Here is a 15,762-nt window from a genome sequence, read left to right on the forward strand (position 1 = left end):
CCTCGTGACGGTGCTGGCGGACTAGATGCCCAGACCCATCGCGTCGTTCGTCGTCTCGATGCTCTCGCGGGCGTCCGCGGCGTTCGTCACGGCGCGGATGGCGTCGACGTTCTCGGGCACCACGTCGCTCTCCTGGTGGATGGCCTGGAAGAGGTAGAGGTCGTTGCCCTCGGTCGTGACCGACTCGCCCCAGACGCAGTTCTCCCAGATGTCGCCGCGCGGTCGGCCGGCGTCCTGGGCGTACTCTTTGAGTTTGCCCGCGCCGTCGATGTCGAAGTGCTCGGGGATGACGAACAGTCGGGACTCGCCCTCGAGCAGGTCCCGAACCTCGTCGGCGTCGGGTTCGGCGTCGAGCGAGACGTTGACGCTGTGCATGTGCATCAGCGTCGCCGGCACCTTCAGCCCGAGCGTGTCGATGTCGAGGTCCGGGAAGATGGTCTGGACGTCCGGGCCGTGGTGGGAGGGCAGCGAAACGGGGTTCGGCAGGATGTCGTTGATGGGGCCGCGACCGGTCTGGGCGGGGTCGCCGCCGCGCCGGACCAGCGTCGCGCGCACCTTCTCGACGCCGTACTCCTCGCGGAGCGGTTTGACGAGTCGCGAGAGGCCGGTGGTGTTGCAGGAGACGACGCGGACGTGGTCGGCCCCGACCGCCTCCTCGAAGTTCGAGCGAGCGTTGAAACTGGCGTCGACGAAGTCCGCCGACTCCCCGCCCTGGTACAGCGCGGGCGTGTCGTACTCGTCGTACATCTCCGAGTTCTGCTCGCCGATTCCCGAGGGGCAGGCGTCGACCACCACGTCGCTGTCCTCGACCAGTTCCTCGACCATCCCGGCGAGTTCGATGCCGGCGTCGTCGAACCGGTCCACGCGGTCCTCGACGGCGGCGTAGAGCGGGTACCCCTTCTCGACGGCCCGCTCCGCCTCGAAGTTCGGCCGCGTCTTGGCGACCCCGGCGACCTCCATGTCCGGTTGGGCGCGGACGGCGTCCGCGACTCGCTTGCCGATGGTCCCGTAGCCGTTGATGCCGACCTGTAGCATGCGGATAGGTGTCCGGCCCTCTCGCGCATAATGGTTTCGGGGTTGATTGAGGGAAATTAACTCTCCACCGAGTAAGTATGTGGGCCGCGGTCGGGCGCGGACACAAATTGCTCCGCGACGTACTCTCGGGAGGATGGTCGCCAAACTACGAACGGAGCGACTCTCCCGCACGGTCGACGGCGACCGCCTCGTCGATTCCGTCTCGTTGACGGTCGAAGGGGGGGACGTCCTCGGAATCGTCGGCCCATCGGGTGCCGGGAAGTCGTCCTTTCTCCGCCTGTTGAACCGGCTCGACGAACCCACCGCAGGAACGGTCTACCTCGACGGCGTCGACTACCGCGACGTCCCGCCGCGGGAACTCCGTCACCGAGTCGGGTACGTTCCGCAACAGCCCGCCCTCCGCGCAGGGACCGTCGGCGAGAACGTCTCCGTCGGCCCGCGTCTGCGCGGCGAGGCCGTCGACGACGAGACGGTCGAGGACGTGCTCGTCCGCGTCGGCCTCGGCGGGTACAGGGAGCGCGACGTCGCGACGCTCTCCGGCGGCGAGGCACAGCGGGTGGCTATCGCCCGCACGGTCGTCAACCGACCGGAGGTCCTCCTGCTCGACGAACCCACCTCGAGCCTCGACGCGGTGTCGGAAGCGACGGTGGAGCGACTGCTCGACGAGCTACACGCCGAACTCGGCCTGACGTACGTGCTGGTCACCCACGACCGCGACCAGGCCAGGCGGCTCGCGATCCGCGTCGCGGTCTTCGAGGCGGGTCGCGTGACCGCCGTCGGTCCGGTGGAGGAGGTTGTCGCGTGACGCTGCTCGACCGGGTCGCAGAGCCGGTCGTGCTCGAAGGACTCCTCCAGGTCGCCGTCGCGTCGCTGTTGGCGCTCGTCGTCCTCGCCGTGTCGTACCGCCGAAGCCTCGACCTCGAATCCGAACTCGGCCGCGCCTTCGTCCGGGGTTTCGTCCAGGTTGTTGCGATGGGGGCGTTCATCGGCGTCCTGTTCTCCGTCCCGTTCGTCTGGAGCGGCGGGGTCGTCCTGGCCATGATGGCGGTGGCGGCCTGGATATCGAAGGACCGTGGCGAGGGCGTCCCGGGCGTGCTGCGCGCGTCGCTGGTCAGCATCCTGTTCGGAGCGGGGGTCGTCATCGTCACCATGCTCGCGGCGGGCGCGATAGAGCCCACCGTCCGTAACCTCGTCCCCGTCGGCGGGATGATAATCGCGAACGCGATGAAGACCAACTCGCTCGCGCTCGACCGGTTCAGGGGCGAAGTCGCGTCGAACCGCCGCGAGATAGAGGCGGTGCTCGCGCTGGGCGTTCCGCCCGGGCGAGTCATCTCGGACTACGTGACGACGAGCGTCCGGGCGTCGCTCATCCCGATGGTGGACTCGCTGAAGAGCCTCGGCCTCGTCTACATTCCGGGGATGATGTCCGGGATGATCCTCGCGGGCGCCAACCCCATCTACGCCGCCGAGTACCAGTTCGTGATAATGGCGATGCTGTTCGCGGCCGGCGGGCTGACGAGCATGACGAGTACGCTCCTGGTCCGCCGGTACGCGTTCACCGAGGCCGAGCAGTTGAAGCGGTTCGGGGAGGCCGGCGACGACGCCGACCGCCCGGTCGGCGAGTAGCCGCCGGAGTGGGCTGGGAAGGGAAAACATAACCCCTCGCCGGACGACCCGCCGAACATGAGTCTCGAAGACGCGGCCCGAACCGCCGTCGACCAGTGTATGGGGCTTGCAGCCGACGAGTCCTGCGTCGTCGTCACCGACGACGAGCGCCGGCACATCGGCGAGGCCCTGTACGACGCGGCCCGCGAGGTCACCGACGACGCGACCGTCGCGCGCTATCCGGTCGGCGACCAGCACGGCGAGGAACCGCCGGAACCGGTCGCCGCCGCGATGAAGAGCGCCGACGTCGTCCTGGCCCCGACGACCAAGAGCCTGAGCCACACCCGCGCTCGCGGCGCCGCCACGGAGGCGGGCGTCCGCGCGGCCACCCTCCCGGGCATCACCGAGGAGGTCATGGTCACCGGGCTGGACGCCGACTACCGCGCCATCGGCGAACACTGCGTGGCCGTGCTCGAACAGGTGGAGGACGCCGACGAAATCCGGGTCACCTCCCCCCAGGGCACCGACATCACCTTCGAACCCGGCGACCGCGACTGGCTGGCCGACACCGGTCTCTGTCACGAGGCGGGCGATTTCACCAACCTCCCCGCGGGCGAGGTGTTCGTCAGTCCCGAGAACGCGAACGGCCGCTACGTCGTCGACGGGACGATGATGCCCCACGGACTGCTCACGCCGGGCGAGACGCTGGAGTTCGTCGTCGAGGACGGTCGGGTCACGGAGATAAGCGACGACGACATTCGCTCCCAGGTCGAGACCGCGGCCGAGGAGGTGGGCGACGACGCCTACAACCTCGCGGAACTCGGCATCGGGACGAACACCGCCGTGACGGAACTGGTCGGGTCGGTCCTGCTCGACGAGAAGGCCGGCGGCACGGTCCACATCGCCATCGGCGACGACGCCGGCATCGGCGGCGACACCGATGCGCCGGTCCACCTGGACGGCATCCTCCGGGAGCCGACCGTCTACGCGGACGGGGAGGAGGTCGACCTCCCCGAGGTCGAGCGGTGACGTCGCGAGACGGGGCGGCCGCCGAGTCGCGGCGACCCTGACTCCCGATGGAGCGCGACGTTCACGGCCACCGGGTTCGCGGCGTCGACGTCGGGCCGGAGACGCGCTGTGCCCACTACGACTCCGAGCGCGACGTGGTCGCCGTCCGGTTTCGTTGCTGCGGGGAGCATTTCCCCTGCTTCCGGTGTCACGACGCGGTCGCCGACCACGACCGGGAGCGCTGGTCGCGAGACGAGCGCAGCGTCGAGGCGGTGCTCTGTGGCGTCTGCGGGACCGAGCTGGCGATTTCGACGTACCTCGACTGCGGGTCGACGTGTCCGTCGTGCGGGACCGCGTTCAACCCCGGCTGTGCCGACCACTACGACCTGTACTTCGAGGGGTCCCACTGAGGCCGACGTTCGGTGGCCGCGAGCGTCGACTGTTTCCGATGGAGACGCTCCCGCTCGCGTCCCACCGGCGTCCGTTTCCGCGAGCGGAGCGAAGTTATCCGTCCGGGGCTCGTACGTCCGGACGTGACCGAAACTGTGTCCGACCGGGAGACGATTCGGGTCTGGTTGGTCGAACGAACCTACTCCGACGACGAACAGAACCTCATCATCCTCATCTACGCGACGCCGGACGGCGGGCGGTACTTCCGGAAGGAGCGCGCCCTGCCGAGCTTCACGGGTGCTGCCCGGCCGACGCTGGCGGCGCTGGACGTGGCCCCGGAGCAGACGGGGCACGTCGAGAACGAGGAGACGCGCGAGCGCTACGCAGCGGAGGCGTCCCGGATGGCCGACGAGCACGACCCCGACGACCCGATTTAGGCGACCGGTGGCGTTCTGGCCTCCGCCGAACCGCTCCGTCGTCTGAATCCGTCAGTGCGTGTCCGGTGCGGACACGCCCGAAGCTATTTTGCCCATTGACAACACTGCCCGTTCGTGACCGACCGACCGAACGTCCTGTTCGTGATGACCGACCAGCACCGCGGGGACGCCATCGGCGCAGACCCCGCGTGTCCGACGGACGACGACGGCTACTCGATCGTCCACACGCCGAACGTCGACCAGCTCGTGGGCGACGGCGCGCTGTTCTCGCGGGCGTACACGCCGGCACCGTCTTCGATTCCGGCCAGGCGTTGTCTCTGGACCGGCCAGACTCCGGCCACCAACGGCTGTACGAACTGGACGACCGACGACTGGGAGTTCGAGAACCCGCTTCCGAGGCTGCTGCGTGACGCCGGTTACCAGACGCGCCTGACGGGGAAGACCCACTCGCTCCCGCAGCGTAATCACTTCGGCTTCGAGCAGATGGAACTCCACGCCGGACTCACCGACCCCGACGACTACTCCGAGTGGATCGAGGGACGGAGCGACGGCGAGTACGGCGAAATCTCGCACGGCATCGGACGCAACTCCTGGGACCCGCGACCCTCCCACCTCGACGAACACGAACACCCGACCAACTGGACGACGAACCGCGCCCTGGAGTTCTTCGAGACGCGCGACCCGACCCGTCCGTTCTTCCACTGCGTCTCCTACGTCCGCCCCCACCAGCCGTTCGACCCGCCACAGCGCTACTGGGACATGTACGCCGAACGTGACCTTCCCACCCCCTACGAGGGCGAGTGGTCCGAGGACACGTATCGCGAGTACGTCCCCGACTACCCGAAGACGTCGGCGTGGTGTGCCGACCTCTCGCCGACGACGATCCGCCGCGCTCGAACGGGTTACTACGGCTCCATCACCCACGTCGACCACCAGGTCAACCGGTTGCTGCGGAAGCTCTCGCGCATCGGCGAACTCGCAGACACGCTGGTCGTCTTCGCCAGCGACCACGGCGATATGCTCGGCGACCACCTCCTCTGGCGGAAGACCTACGCCTACGAGGGGTCGGCCCGGGTACCGCTGGTGGTACGGTTCCCCGACGAAATGGCGGTCGAACGCGGGCGAGTCGTCGACCGTCCCGTCGGTCTCGAGGACCTCATGCCGACGTTCCTCGACGCCGCCGGCGTCGATATCCCCGACACGGTCGAGGGCCGGAGTCTCCTCACGCTCGTCACCGGGGACAGCGACGACCCCGACTGGCGCGACTGCTATCACGGCGAGCACGGGCCGATCTACCACGACGAAAACGCGACGCAGTATCTCGTCGGCGAGCGCTACAAGTACGTCTGGAATCCAGTCACCGACGACGAACTGCTCTTCGACGTCCGAGCGGACCCAGGCGAGGAGGTCGATCTCTCGGACGATTCCGAGTACGACGAGACGGTCGAGTCCTTCCGCGAGCGATTGGTCGAACGACTGGCGGACCACCCGGAGGGGTACAGCGATGGCGAAGCGTTACAGCCCCGGGGAGCCGACCGGCCGTCCGCGTAAGCGAGGCTCGGTGACGGGTCCTCCCGAACGCAGATGTGGTCCCGCGACCGAGCGAGGTGCCGTCGGTCAGGTCGGGGCGGTCGAGGCGAGATACAGGATTCCGCCGATGACGATGCTGGCGAGGACGGTGACGGTGACGTGGATGAACGTCACGAACCCGGCGGTGCGCCACTTCAACCGGTAGACGAGATGGAAGATGGTGGCGTCGAGCGCGACGGCGATGAAGACGACGAGCGGCGGAAAGTACCGCTGGAGGAAGAAGGGAAGTATCGCGAGCGCCGGGCCGACGACGAGCGCGCGCGTGAACGGCACGTCACCGAGGACGTTGCGCGCGGCGATGTGGCCCGTCAGCGTGAGAAACCCCGCCAGCAGGAGATAGGTCCCGACGATGGGGGTCAGTTCGCCCAGCAGTGGCATATGTGAGACTCGAGAGCGGGACGGCTTGGGCGTGCCGATTTACTCCAGGAGACCGAGTTCTTCGAGCCGGGAGACGATCTTGTCGACCGCCTGCTCGGCGTCCTCGGGCTTCTTGCCGCCGGTGATGACGAGTTTGCCGGAGCCGAACAGCAGCGCGACGACTTCGGGTTCGTCGAGGCGGTAGACGAGGCCCGGGAACTGCTCGGGTTCGTACTCGATGTTCTCGAGGCCGAGGCCGATGGCGATGGCGTTGAGGTTGAGGTTCCGACCGAGGTCCGCGCTGGTGACGATGTTCTGGACGACGATTTCGGGATTCTCGTTCACCTCGATGTTGAGTTCGCGGAGCTTGTCGAAGACGATTTCGAGACTCTCGTGGACGTCGGCGGTGCTCTTCGCGCCGGTACAGACTATCTTCCCGGAGCGGAAGATGAGCGCGGCCGATTTCGGGTTCTGCGTGCGGTAGACGAGGCCCGGGAACTGCTCGGGGTCGTAGTCCGCGCCTTCCAGGTCCATGGCGACGCTCTGGAGGTCGAGTTCCTGCCCAATGCCCGTCGAGGCGACCACGTTTTCAATGTTGATGGTTTCCTTGGGGTCGGTCATACGCGACTTAAATGACGTATTTAAGGTTTATAAAGGTTGGTAGTCCCCACTGACAGGTCACGGACGGCGTTTATCAGGGTTTCTGCGGCTGGTTTTCCGGCGTCTCCTTTATCAGGGGTCTCGCGCGCCCCACGCTCTTGCCGGTTTTCGGCTTCCAGCGCGAAACTGCGGGTGATGCGGGCTGACGGCCGAATGGCGCAGACCTTAACAGTACGCCGCCCCAATCGAGCAGTAATGACCGACGAGAAGGACCACCAGTTCTCCGAGGGTGGCGGGTTCGACGACCCGTACGAGGAGTTCGACATCGACCCGCCGGAACTCGACGTGGATCCGGACCAGGTCGACCCCGTCGACTCCCGCGTCGTCACCGACCTGCTGGACGAACAGGCCATCCCCGACGACGAGGTCGACGTCGAGAGCCTCATCGACGTGGGGTTGAACTACATCAGCATCAATCGCTTCGAGCAGGCCGCCGAGACGTTCGAGCGCGCGGCCCGCTACGCCGAGGACGGAAGCAGCGAAGAGCAGGAGGCCTGGGTGAACAAGGGGACGGCCCACGCCAGACTGGAGGAGTGGGACGAGGCCATCGGCGCGTACCGCGAGGCGCTACACATCGACCAGAAGACCGAGATAGAGCGCGACCCGGACGCCACCGAGCAGCGCCTGCCGTCGGGCGAGCACGCCGCCGACGCCGAGACGAACCTCGCGTACGCGCTCTGGGAGTCGGGCCACAGCGAGAAGGCGCTCGAACACGCGGAGCGCGCGGTCGAGATCGACGAACGCTTCCCGCAGGCGTGGTACAACCGCGGCTTCTTCCTGCTGGAACGCGGTCTCGCGGAGGAGGCGCTCGACTCCTTCGACAACGCCATCCGTCTCGGACTGCGCAGCGCCGAGGTCCTCGACGAGAAGGCCCGCGCGCTCGAAGAACTGGGCGAGTACGAGGAGGCCGAAACGGTCGCCGAGGAGGCCGAGGAGATGCGCGAGCGCGTCGAAGAGGAACTCGTTCAGGAGTCCGAACGCGCCCAGCGATGATCCTCCGCGAGCGCGAGACGGACGAGGGGTTGCTCGTCGCGGTCTGCGACGACGACGTGCTCGGGGAGACGTTCGAGAACGGCGAGGTGTCGCTGACCGTCACCGAGGAGTTCTACGGCGGCGAGCAGGTCGACGCGGCCGAAGTGATCGACAGCCTCTCGCGGGCGGCCGTGGCCAACATCGTCGGCACGGAGGCGGTCGCGCTCGCAATCGAGGAGGGGTTCGTCGACGAGGCGAACGTCCTCGACCTCGACGCGACCCGGCACGCCCAGTTCCTCCGGATGTAGCTAGTCCAGTAGCGCGACGACGTTGACCGCGACCAGTCCGAGGAAGCTGAAGCCGGCGACGATGATACCGATGGGGGCCAGGCCGGTGTCGAACGCGAAGGCGAGGACGGTGTGGGCGACACCGACGAACCCGACGCCCGCGAACAGCAGGCTAGCGACGATTCGTCGATTGGAGACCATGTGGACGGATGGACCCGGAACGGCTTAACCGTGTTCTCCGGTTCGACGGGCCGCGAAACCGCTCGGCGGGTCGGTGGCGTCGCGTTCGCCGGCACGCCGCCCGTTCGCCGGCGAGCGTAACCGGTTTCGGTTTCGCGAGCTCTGCCGGACCGAAGGAGTGTTTTGACTCGAACGCTTAGGTTCGCCTAATGGAAACTCAACAGTCCGACGCGCTCGACGTCGAGCGAATTCGGGAGGACTTCCCTATCCTTCAACGAGAGTTCGAGGGGAACCAGGTCGTCTACCTCGACAACGCGGCGACGAGCCAGACGCCCGACCCGGTCGTCGACGTCATCGCGGATTACTACCGGAAGACGAACGCCAACGTCCATCGGGGGCTCCACCATCTCAGCCAGGAGGCCTCCATCGCCTACGAGGATGCCCACGACCGCCTCGCGGAGTTCGTCGGCGCGAGCGGCGGCCGCGAGGAGATGGTGTTCACGAAGAACACCACGGAGAGCGAGAACCTCGTCGCGTTCGCGTGGGGGCTGAACGAACTCGGTCCCGGCGACGAGGTCGTCCTCACGGAGATGGAACATCACGCCTCGCTCGTCACCTGGCAGCAGGTCGCGAAGAAGACGGGTGCGGAGGTGAAGTACATCCCCGTCACCGACGACGGGTACCTCGACATGGACGCCGCGGCCGAGATGATAACCGACGACACCCAACTCGTCAACGCCGTCCACGTCTCGAACACCCTCGGCACCGTCAACCCCGTCTCCGACCTGGCCGACCTCGCCCACGACCACGACGCGCTCTTCTTCGTCGACGGCGCGCAGGCGGTGCCGAACCGCCCCGTCGACGTGGAGGAGATAGACGCCGACTTCTACGCCTTCTCCGGCCACAAGATGCTCGGCCCGACCGGCATCGGCTGTCTCTACGGCAAGAAGCATCTCCTCGAGGAGATGGAACCGTACCTCTACGGCGGGATGATGATAGAGCGCGTCACGTTCGAGGAGTCGACGTGGGCCGAACTGCCCTGGAAGTTCGAGGCCGGGACGCCCGTCATCGCACAGGGCATCGCGCTCGCGGCGGCCGTCGACTACCTCGAAGACGTGGGCATGGAGCGCATCCAGCGCCACGAGGAGCAACTGTCGGAGTACGCCTACGACCGCCTCACGGAACACGACGACGTGACGGTCTACGGCCCGCCGGGCGACGACCGCGTGGGACTCGTCTCGTTCACCGTCGACGACGTCCACGCCCACGACCTCTCCAGCATCCTCAACGACCACGCCGTCGCCATCCGCGCCGGCGACCACTGTACGCAACCGCTGCACGACAAGCTGGGCGTCGCCGCGACGGCGCGCGCGTCGTTCTACATCTACAACACCCACGAAGAGATAGATAAACTGGTCGCGGCCATCGACGACGCCCGCCAGCTGTTCGCGTAGCGTCTCCGAACTCCTTCTGGCGCGGCAGCGCCGCCGACCGCGCGACCGTCGAGAGAACGAGAGCGACGCCGTCAGTGCGACTCGCAGACCGCGAGGAAGTTCTCGAAGACCGCCTCGCCCTCTTCCGTGTGGGCGACCTCGGGGTGCCACTGGACGCCGTAGAGGTCGCGGTCCGCGTCGCTCATCGCCTCCACGTCGCAGACGTCGCTGGAGGCGACGCGGTCGAAGCCCGACGGAACCCGTTTCACCTCGTCCGCGTGGCTGGCCCAGACGCGCGTCTCGGGCGCGAGCGAGCCGACGACGGGGTCGTCGTCGTCGTCGATGTCGACGGTCACGTCGGCGTAGCCGCCGTAGTCGCCCTCGCCGACCTCGCCGTCGAGGACCGCCGCCATCACCTGCATGCCGAGACAGATGCCGAGCACGGGCACGTCCATGTCGAGGTAGTCCGGGCAGTTGCCGACGTCGTCCATCGAGGGGCCGCCGGAGAGAACGAGGCCGTCGGCGTCGACGTCAGCCGGCGGCGTGTCGTTGTCGATGAGTTCCGTCTCGACGCCCATGTCGCGGAGCGCCCGATGTTCGAGATGCGTGAACTGGCCGTGGTTGTCCACGACGAGGATTCGGGTCATTGCCGGGGCGTAGGGATGGCTGTCGTAAAAAGGGCTCGTCGTCGCGCTCGCCGGACCGCCGACCGAAACCTACTTTCGTGGCTGTCGTCACGTCCCAGAAGTGAAAGGTTCAGAACGCGTTCGGTTGGTCGTCGTCGCCCTCGTCGCCACGGTCCTCGCCTACTTCTCCCTTCTCGCAGCGCCGGACGTCGGCGTCGGTGCGGCCGGTCCGCTCGGGGTCGTCTCCCGGGACAAGTGGTTCCACGCGGCGGGGTACGCCGCACTCGGTCTGGCGCTGGCGGCCGCGTTCCGGCGACGAAGCGCCGTCGGGACCGCCGCGCTCGCCGCCGGCGGCGCCGTGGCCTACGGCGTGGGCATGGAACTGCTCCAGGGGCCGCTGTCGGCGCGGACTCTCGACCCGCTCGACGCGACTGCGAACGCTGCGGGAGCGGTGCTGGCCGCGGCCTGCTGGTGGGCGATCGGTCGCCGTCGGTCCGCCGCGCCCCCGTCCTCGCAATCCTGAGGGAGACGGCGAACGCCCTCGCTCGGCCCGTTTCGACGGTCGGTCGCCGCGGACTTCCGACGGCGACGGGTTTTTATCGTGGTCACCCATAACGGTGGGTATCGACCACATGAACGGAAACACCCCCTACGCCGGCGCTCCCGACGTCTCCGACGTTTCACTCGACGATCTCACTGCCGACCAGAAGCGTGCCCTCCGCGACAACGTGGCCGACATCGCCACGCTGACCCGGGAGTTCCTCCCGGACGAGTACGTCGTCGGCTCGAAGGTGACCACGAACGCGACGGGACCACAGGCCACCGTCTCCGTCCAGCCCCCCGTCGGTCGCCCCGTCAGTGCCGGGTTCGAACCCGACACCGGCGACCTGGACGGCGAGGACGCGCTCATCGGTGCGGACGAGCGCGACGAGGTCGCTCGCGGACTCGCGGCCAGCGCAGCCCTCCAGGTCAAGCAGGCGATGCAGAACAAGATCACGCCGACTGCCCGTTGATCGGCGGGTTGCGGAAGACGGCGTCTGCGACCAGCAGCGCAGACACCACGCCCGCCGTGGTCACGCCGACTCGCAGCGGAACCGACAGCGTGATACCCGCGAACAGTCCGACCAGGAACGGAAGTGGGACCAGCAACAGGACGAGGTCGTAGTACGAGAACGTCCGCGTCCACCGGGCGATGCGACTACTGAATTTCGTGCGACCCGTCATTGTCCACCACCGTCTCGTACTTCTACCGCCGTCCACAAAAATATTACCTCCCACTTAAAGAAAGCGAGCGGTCGGGACTCAGCGTTCGAGGACGATTCCGCCGGCACCGACCGCGACGTCGGTGCTACCCCGCACGGCCGCCTCGAGGTTCTGGCCGGTCGGCGTCCGGTCCTGCGCCCACGTTCCGTTCGTCTGGTCGAAGAGCTTTCCGCCGCCGCCGACGGTGAATCCGTCGCCGTTCTCCGACTCGACGTCTCTCAGTCCGGCGTCGCCGAGGTCGGTCGACGTCCACTGCGCACCGTCGTAGTGGAACACCTTGCCGCCGCCGCCGGACACCCGGACGTCGTCGAGAGCGTCGCTGTCCACGCCGTAGAACGTGACGTTGGCGTCGCCGATGCCGACGCCGTTCCAGGTCACTCCGTCCGTGGTCTGGAACACTCGACCGTTCGTGTCGACGGCGTGCCCCGCGCGCACGTCGTGGAAGTCGACGGCGGAGACGGCGGAGCCGCTACCGGGAGTGACGTACTCCCACGTCTGGTCCTCGCCGTTCTCGAAACTGTAGTATATCTTTCCGGAGTCGCCGGCGACGTAGACGTTCGCCTCGCCCGCCGGGCCGGTGACGGCCACGTCGTTGAAGTTGTTCGTGCTGCCAGTGGGCGCGGAGTGGCTCCGGAGGTCGCCGGTTTCGACGTCGTACTCGCCGACCGCACCGCTCGCGCCGACGACCCAGAGGCGCTCGCCGTCGTCGGTCACGTCCGCGCCGTACAGCGAGTTACCGTTGCCCGTCACGCCGCCGTCGAACGCCGTCCGCCAGCCCTCGCCGGTTCGGTGGAGGGCGACGCCGCCGGCACCGACCGCGTACGCGCCGCTCGCGGTGTACTCCACGTCGTAGAGGGTACTCGCCGTGGGCGTCTCCGCGGTGGACCAGTCGCTCTCGCTCGCACTCGCCGCAGGGACCGCACCGGCCGCGACGGCCGTGCTCGACACCTGCAGGAAACGTCGTCTCGTCACGTCGTGTCCGTTCATCGTTCCGGTCGGCGGCAAGCGACGGCACCCATTTCAAACCGGAGCACCGTTCGCACTCTTCACACCTTTTAGAACCGGGCCACGAACGCTGACACGCCCGGCAATCGGATTTTTCTCCCTTCGACGGCCGGAAACCGAGTTCGATACGGAACGATGGATAAAAAATTAAGGTCCGAGCGGAGGCACCGACCCGTTCTCCGCGGTCACTTCCCCCAGAAGGGGTCGCGCTTGCGCTGCTTGTCCAGGTACATCTGGAGCGCTTCGAGTTCGTCGACGGGGATGTCGTCGTCCAGTTCCTGCTCCAGTATCTTGGCGTGCTTCTCGGGAATCTCGATCCAGAGCTCGTCGCCCTCCTCTATCTGGCGGCCGACGGTCGGGCCGTCGATGGCGACGCTGACGCGGTTGCCGCTCCGGGCCTCGTCGACGTCCTCGCCCTGCTCCTGGATGCCCTTGATGGAGCCGACGCGCGTCGGCTGGTTCCCCTCGAACTTGGCGACGTTCGCGTTGTTCCGGACGGTCCCCGACAGCACCTCGACGCCGACGACCGCGGGGTCGTTCTGGCGGAACACGTGGTCTTCGAGGATGCGGAACCGGGCGGGTCGCGTGATGTTGTCGAGGACCGTCTGCTGCTGTGCGCGCTCCAGTTCGTCGACGTACTCCTCGAACTCCTCGACCAGCCGGTATATCACGTCGCGCTGGAAGAGACGGACGCCCTGCTGGTCGGCCGCGTCCTCGGCGTCGGGGAGTATCCCGACGTTGAACGCCAGTATCGTCCGGTGTTTGTCCTCGTCGGCGGTCGTGGCGACGCTCACGTCCCGGGGCGCGACGTCGCCGACCTCGGCGCGCATGACCGGAATCTCGGCCTCCTCCAGCGCGCTCACGATGGCCTCGAGGCTCCCGAGCGTGTCGGCTTTCACGACGATGCCCTCGTCCTGGGTCTCGACCTCGACTTCGGCGAGTTCGGCGCTGACCTCCTCGATGACGGCGTCTATCTCGCGGTCGCGGACCACCCGTACGGGCGCGCCCGCCATCGCCGCGTCGAGGTCGGGAGCGGCTATCTTCACGCCGGACGCGGCCGCGATGGAGTCGACCTGTTCGAAGCGGTCCTCGGTCCGGATTTCGGCGAGCGGCCGCGGTTTCAACAGCGCCCGCACGTCGGTGACGATGGGCTCGTTCGCCCCGCCGACGACGATGGTTTCGTCGGCCTCGACGGTGCCGTCGTACAGCACGACGTCGATGGTCGTCCCGAAGCCTTTCTCCTCTTTGACCTCGAGGACGGTACCGGCCCCGGGGCCGGCAACGTCTATCTCCATGTCCTCGCGCATGTAGCGCTGGGCGAGCCCCATCAGCACGGTGAGCACGTCGGGGACGCCCTCGCCCGTCTCGGCGCTGACAGGAACGACGCCGACGTTGTTCTGGAAGTCCTGGACTCGCCAGTAGAGGTCGGCGGAGAAGCCGGCGTCGCTGAGTTCGCCGATGAGTTCGTACAGGCGCTCGTCCAGCGTCGACCGGGCGCGGTCGCTCTGGTCGTCGTAGGTCTGCTGGATGGGTGCGTTCTCGTTCGGCTTCCAGCCCGGCACCGTGTCTATCTTGTTCGCCGCGACGACGAACGGCGTCTGCGACTGGGCGAGGATGTTTATCGCCTCCTCGGTCTGGGGCTGGAACCCGTCGTTCACGTCGACGACGAGGATGGCGATGTCTGCCAGCGCCCCACCGCGCGACCGGAGTGTCGTGAACGAGTGGTGGCCCGGCGTGTCGATGAACAGCAGGCCCGGCAGGTCGAAGTCCTCCGGGTCGACGAGCTGTCCGGCGACCTTCGACACCACGTCCAGCGGTACCGCGGTCGCGCCGATGTGTTGCGTAATCGCTCCCGCCTCGCCCTCGATGACCGTCGAGCCACGAATCTTGTCGAGCAGACTCGTCTTGCCGTGGTCGACGTGCCCGAGGACCGCGACTATCGGCGTCCTGAGGGAGCGCGTATCGTTCCGTGAGGGGTCGGTGTCAGACATAGCTACCACCCGGGAGAAGTTCTTATCGGAGAACAACCGCGCACGGCATTTAACTCCATCGTCACGAACCAGCGCGCTCCGGCGTGGACGGCGATGAACGTTCGTGCGCGACGAGATGTTCGACGCGGTTCGGCGGCGGACGTGGGCGTCCCGGCGAGATGCGGAAACCCCGTGGAGTTTATATATGAGCAATCGGTAACGGCACGTATGCCGGACATACTCGCGGAGAACCTCTCGGGGAAGGCCGTCATGGGGTCTGACGGCACGGAACTGGGAATGCTTTACAACATCACGGTGAACCTGAAGACGGGGAAACTCGCGGACCTCGTCATCGAACCCGACGAACGCATCGACGCGGAAAGCACCGACCTCGCCGTCGACGAGGAGGGGAACTTCGAACTCCCAGTCGAACGTGTCCAGGCGGTCAAAGATTACATCGTCGTTCAGCGGTAAATGTACGTTCTAGACGCCTCAGCTTTTATCAACGAGTACCACACCACCGAACAGACGGCCTCGATTCCCATGGTCCAGGAGGAACTGGAGGGCGAACACGCCTTCCGGTTCGACGCCATGGAAGGGTCGGGGATGCACATCCACATCCCCCAGGAGGCCGCGGTCGAGAAGGTCGGCCGGGCGGCCCGGGAGACCGGCGACTTCGACGAACTCTCGGACACCGACGTTCGCCTCATCGCCGCGACGTTCGAACTCGACGGGACGCTGGTCACCGACGACTACGCGATGCAGAACGTCGCCGAGCGCATGGACATCGCCGTCGAGGTGATCGCCCAGGACGGCATCGAGGAGCAACGCGAGTGGCTGTTCCAGTGCCAGGGCTGCGGGCGGGAGTTCGACGAGAACAAGCCTCGCTGTCCCATCTGTGGCAGCGAACTCTCGCGGAAGAACCCCTCGAACGCCTGAGAGCG

The 15,762-nt window shown here is 67.1% G+C and carries 21 protein-coding genes; 13 read left to right on the forward strand and 8 right to left on the reverse strand.

The features are described 5' to 3' along the window. Positions 1–21: 21 nt before the first annotated feature. Positions 22–1,035, reverse strand: coding sequence for a type II glyceraldehyde-3-phosphate dehydrogenase (locus ACTF4R_RS07540; protein ID WP_440007245.1), 1,014 nt, complete (start codon positions 1,033–1,035; stop codon positions 22–24). A gap of 133 nt (positions 1,036–1,168) precedes the next feature. On the opposite strand from ACTF4R_RS07540, the gene ACTF4R_RS07545 reads away from it, so the two are divergent. From ACTF4R_RS07545 to ACTF4R_RS07570, 6 genes are all read left to right on the forward strand, one after another. Then, positions 1,169–1,840 (forward strand): ABC transporter ATP-binding protein, encoded by a 672-nt coding sequence (locus ACTF4R_RS07545; protein WP_440007246.1) that lies wholly within the window; start codon positions 1,169–1,171, stop codon positions 1,838–1,840. After that, positions 1,837–2,661, forward strand: coding sequence for an ABC transporter permease (locus ACTF4R_RS07550; RefSeq protein WP_440007247.1), 825 nt, complete (start codon positions 1,837–1,839; stop codon positions 2,659–2,661). Before ACTF4R_RS07545 ends, ACTF4R_RS07550 begins: the two co-directional genes overlap by 4 nt. Before the next feature lie 57 nt (positions 2,662–2,718). Next, entirely contained in the window at positions 2,719–3,669 is a 951-nt protein-coding gene (locus tag ACTF4R_RS07555) for an aminopeptidase (RefSeq protein ID WP_440007248.1), read from the forward strand. A gap of 47 nt (positions 3,670–3,716) precedes the next feature. After that, positions 3,717–4,058: a CHY zinc finger protein gene (locus ACTF4R_RS07560; RefSeq protein WP_440007249.1), complete on the forward strand. Its 342-nt coding sequence runs from the start codon at positions 3,717–3,719 to the stop codon at positions 4,056–4,058. Between the two features lie 123 nt (positions 4,059–4,181). Beyond that, positions 4,182–4,475, forward strand: coding sequence for a DUF7967 family protein (locus tag ACTF4R_RS07565; RefSeq protein WP_440007250.1), 294 nt, complete (start codon positions 4,182–4,184; stop codon positions 4,473–4,475). A 114-nt stretch (positions 4,476–4,589) separates the two neighbouring features. Then, positions 4,590–6,026, forward strand: coding sequence for an arylsulfatase (locus ACTF4R_RS07570; protein WP_440007251.1), 1,437 nt, complete (start codon positions 4,590–4,592; stop codon positions 6,024–6,026). Between the two features lie 66 nt (positions 6,027–6,092). On the opposite strand, the gene ACTF4R_RS07575 is transcribed toward ACTF4R_RS07570, so the two are convergent. Together ACTF4R_RS07575 and ACTF4R_RS07580 are read right to left on the reverse strand one after the other, a co-directional pair. Next, positions 6,093–6,443, reverse strand: coding sequence for a DUF7473 family protein (locus ACTF4R_RS07575; protein ID WP_440007252.1), 351 nt, complete (start codon positions 6,441–6,443; stop codon positions 6,093–6,095). Positions 6,444–6,482: 39 nt separating this feature from the next. Further along, positions 6,483–7,043: a TATA-box-binding protein gene (locus ACTF4R_RS07580; protein ID WP_049969372.1), complete on the reverse strand. Its 561-nt coding sequence runs from the start codon at positions 7,041–7,043 to the stop codon at positions 6,483–6,485. Positions 7,044–7,277: 234 nt separating this feature from the next. Here ACTF4R_RS07580 and ACTF4R_RS07585 point away from each other — a divergent pair, with 234 nt between their 5' ends. Both ACTF4R_RS07585 and ACTF4R_RS07590 read left to right on the forward strand, forming a co-directional pair. After that, on the forward strand, positions 7,278–8,075 hold the full coding sequence (locus ACTF4R_RS07585) for a tetratricopeptide repeat protein (protein ID WP_440007253.1): 798 nt from the start codon (positions 7,278–7,280) through the stop codon (positions 8,073–8,075). Beyond that, on the forward strand, positions 8,072–8,362 hold the full coding sequence (locus ACTF4R_RS07590; protein ID WP_440007254.1) for a DUF424 domain-containing protein: 291 nt from the start codon (positions 8,072–8,074) through the stop codon (positions 8,360–8,362). The genes ACTF4R_RS07585 and ACTF4R_RS07590 overlap by 4 nt, the downstream gene beginning before the upstream one ends. Here ACTF4R_RS07590 and ACTF4R_RS07595 read toward each other — a convergent pair whose 3' ends face one another. Then, the gene (locus ACTF4R_RS07595; protein ID WP_113274931.1) at positions 8,363–8,542 is read right to left on the reverse strand and encodes a hypothetical protein; all 180 of its coding nucleotides are present in this window, start codon (positions 8,540–8,542) and stop codon (positions 8,363–8,365) included. 188 nt (positions 8,543–8,730) lie between these two features. Here ACTF4R_RS07595 and ACTF4R_RS07600 point away from each other — a divergent pair, with 188 nt between their 5' ends. Beyond that, positions 8,731–9,975, forward strand: a complete 1,245-nt coding sequence (locus ACTF4R_RS07600; protein WP_440007255.1) for an aminotransferase class V-fold PLP-dependent enzyme — start codon at positions 8,731–8,733, stop codon at positions 9,973–9,975. 71 nt (positions 9,976–10,046) lie between these two features. Here the strand turns inward: ACTF4R_RS07600 and ACTF4R_RS07605 are convergent, their stop codons facing one another. Beyond that, a complete protein-coding gene (locus ACTF4R_RS07605) occupies positions 10,047–10,601 on the reverse strand; it encodes a GMP synthase subunit A (protein WP_440007256.1) in 555 nt (184 codons plus the stop codon). Positions 10,602–10,701: 100 nt separating this feature from the next. Here ACTF4R_RS07605 and ACTF4R_RS07610 point away from each other — a divergent pair, with 100 nt between their 5' ends. Together ACTF4R_RS07610 and ACTF4R_RS07615 are read left to right on the forward strand one after the other, a co-directional pair. Continuing rightward, positions 10,702–11,103: a VanZ family protein gene (locus ACTF4R_RS07610; RefSeq protein WP_440007257.1), complete on the forward strand. Its 402-nt coding sequence runs from the start codon at positions 10,702–10,704 to the stop codon at positions 11,101–11,103. Positions 11,104–11,212: 109 nt separating this feature from the next. After that, positions 11,213–11,593, forward strand: a complete 381-nt coding sequence (locus ACTF4R_RS07615; protein ID WP_433626759.1) for a DUF5811 family protein — start codon at positions 11,213–11,215, stop codon at positions 11,591–11,593. Here the strand turns inward: ACTF4R_RS07615 and ACTF4R_RS07620 are convergent. From ACTF4R_RS07620 to infB, 3 genes are all read right to left on the reverse strand, one after another. Further along, a complete protein-coding gene (locus tag ACTF4R_RS07620) occupies positions 11,574–11,804 on the reverse strand; it encodes a DUF8015 family protein (RefSeq protein ID WP_433626761.1) in 231 nt (76 codons plus the stop codon). The genes ACTF4R_RS07615 and ACTF4R_RS07620 overlap by 20 nt on opposite strands. 78 nt (positions 11,805–11,882) lie before the next feature. After that, the gene (locus tag ACTF4R_RS07625; protein WP_440007258.1) at positions 11,883–12,830 is read right to left on the reverse strand and encodes a WD40/YVTN/BNR-like repeat-containing protein; all 948 of its coding nucleotides are present in this window, start codon (positions 12,828–12,830) and stop codon (positions 11,883–11,885) included. Between the two features lie 203 nt (positions 12,831–13,033). Next, positions 13,034–14,839: a translation initiation factor IF-2 gene (infB, locus tag ACTF4R_RS07630; protein WP_433626764.1), complete on the reverse strand. Its 1,806-nt coding sequence runs from the start codon at positions 14,837–14,839 to the stop codon at positions 13,034–13,036. A 207-nt stretch (positions 14,840–15,046) separates the two neighbouring features. Here infB and ACTF4R_RS07635 point away from each other — a divergent pair, with 207 nt between their 5' ends. After that, the gene (locus ACTF4R_RS07635; protein ID WP_113274938.1) at positions 15,047–15,292 is read left to right on the forward strand and encodes a PRC-barrel domain-containing protein; all 246 of its coding nucleotides are present in this window, start codon (positions 15,047–15,049) and stop codon (positions 15,290–15,292) included. After that, a complete protein-coding gene (locus ACTF4R_RS07640; RefSeq protein WP_113274939.1) occupies positions 15,293–15,757 on the forward strand; it encodes an NOB1 family endonuclease in 465 nt (154 codons plus the stop codon). It abuts the gene before it with no gap. Positions 15,758–15,762 lie beyond the last annotated feature (5 nt).

The sequence above is a fragment of the Halomicrococcus pelagicus genome (genome assembly GCF_051917725.1).
GTDB lineage: Archaea > Halobacteriota > Halobacteria > Halobacteriales > Haladaptataceae > Halomicrococcus.

Coding starts and splice junctions, on each gene's coding strand:
- ACTF4R_RS07540 (WP_440007245.1), bottom strand. CDS start 1,035: ATGCTACAGGTCGGCATCAACGGCTACGGGACCATCGGCAAGCGAGTC.
- ACTF4R_RS07545 (WP_440007246.1), top strand. CDS start 1,169: ATGGTCGCCAAACTACGAACGGAGCGACTCTCCCGCACGGTCGACGGC.
- ACTF4R_RS07555 (WP_440007248.1), top strand. CDS start 2,719: ATGAGTCTCGAAGACGCGGCCCGAACCGCCGTCGACCAGTGTATGGGG.
- ACTF4R_RS07560 (WP_440007249.1), top strand. CDS start 3,717: ATGGAGCGCGACGTTCACGGCCACCGGGTTCGCGGCGTCGACGTCGGG.
- ACTF4R_RS07575 (WP_440007252.1), bottom strand. CDS start 6,443: ATGCCACTGCTGGGCGAACTGACCCCCATCGTCGGGACCTATCTCCTG.
- ACTF4R_RS07580 (WP_049969372.1), bottom strand. CDS start 7,043: ATGACCGACCCCAAGGAAACCATCAACATTGAAAACGTGGTCGCCTCG.
- ACTF4R_RS07585 (WP_440007253.1), top strand. CDS start 7,278: ATGACCGACGAGAAGGACCACCAGTTCTCCGAGGGTGGCGGGTTCGAC.
- ACTF4R_RS07590 (WP_440007254.1), top strand. CDS start 8,072: ATGATCCTCCGCGAGCGCGAGACGGACGAGGGGTTGCTCGTCGCGGTC.
- ACTF4R_RS07595 (WP_113274931.1), bottom strand. CDS start 8,542: ATGGTCTCCAATCGACGAATCGTCGCTAGCCTGCTGTTCGCGGGCGTC.
- ACTF4R_RS07600 (WP_440007255.1), top strand. CDS start 8,731: ATGGAAACTCAACAGTCCGACGCGCTCGACGTCGAGCGAATTCGGGAG.
- ACTF4R_RS07605 (WP_440007256.1), bottom strand. CDS start 10,601: ATGACCCGAATCCTCGTCGTGGACAACCACGGCCAGTTCACGCATCTC.
- ACTF4R_RS07615 (WP_433626759.1), top strand. CDS start 11,213: ATGAACGGAAACACCCCCTACGCCGGCGCTCCCGACGTCTCCGACGTT.
- ACTF4R_RS07620 (WP_433626761.1), bottom strand. CDS start 11,804: ATGACGGGTCGCACGAAATTCAGTAGTCGCATCGCCCGGTGGACGCGG.
- ACTF4R_RS07625 (WP_440007258.1), bottom strand. CDS start 12,830: ATGAACGGACACGACGTGACGAGACGACGTTTCCTGCAGGTGTCGAGC.
- infB (WP_433626764.1), bottom strand. CDS start 14,839: ATGTCTGACACCGACCCCTCACGGAACGATACGCGCTCCCTCAGGACG.
- ACTF4R_RS07635 (WP_113274938.1), top strand. CDS start 15,047: ATGCCGGACATACTCGCGGAGAACCTCTCGGGGAAGGCCGTCATGGGG.
- ACTF4R_RS07640 (WP_113274939.1), top strand. CDS start 15,293: ATGTACGTTCTAGACGCCTCAGCTTTTATCAACGAGTACCACACCACC.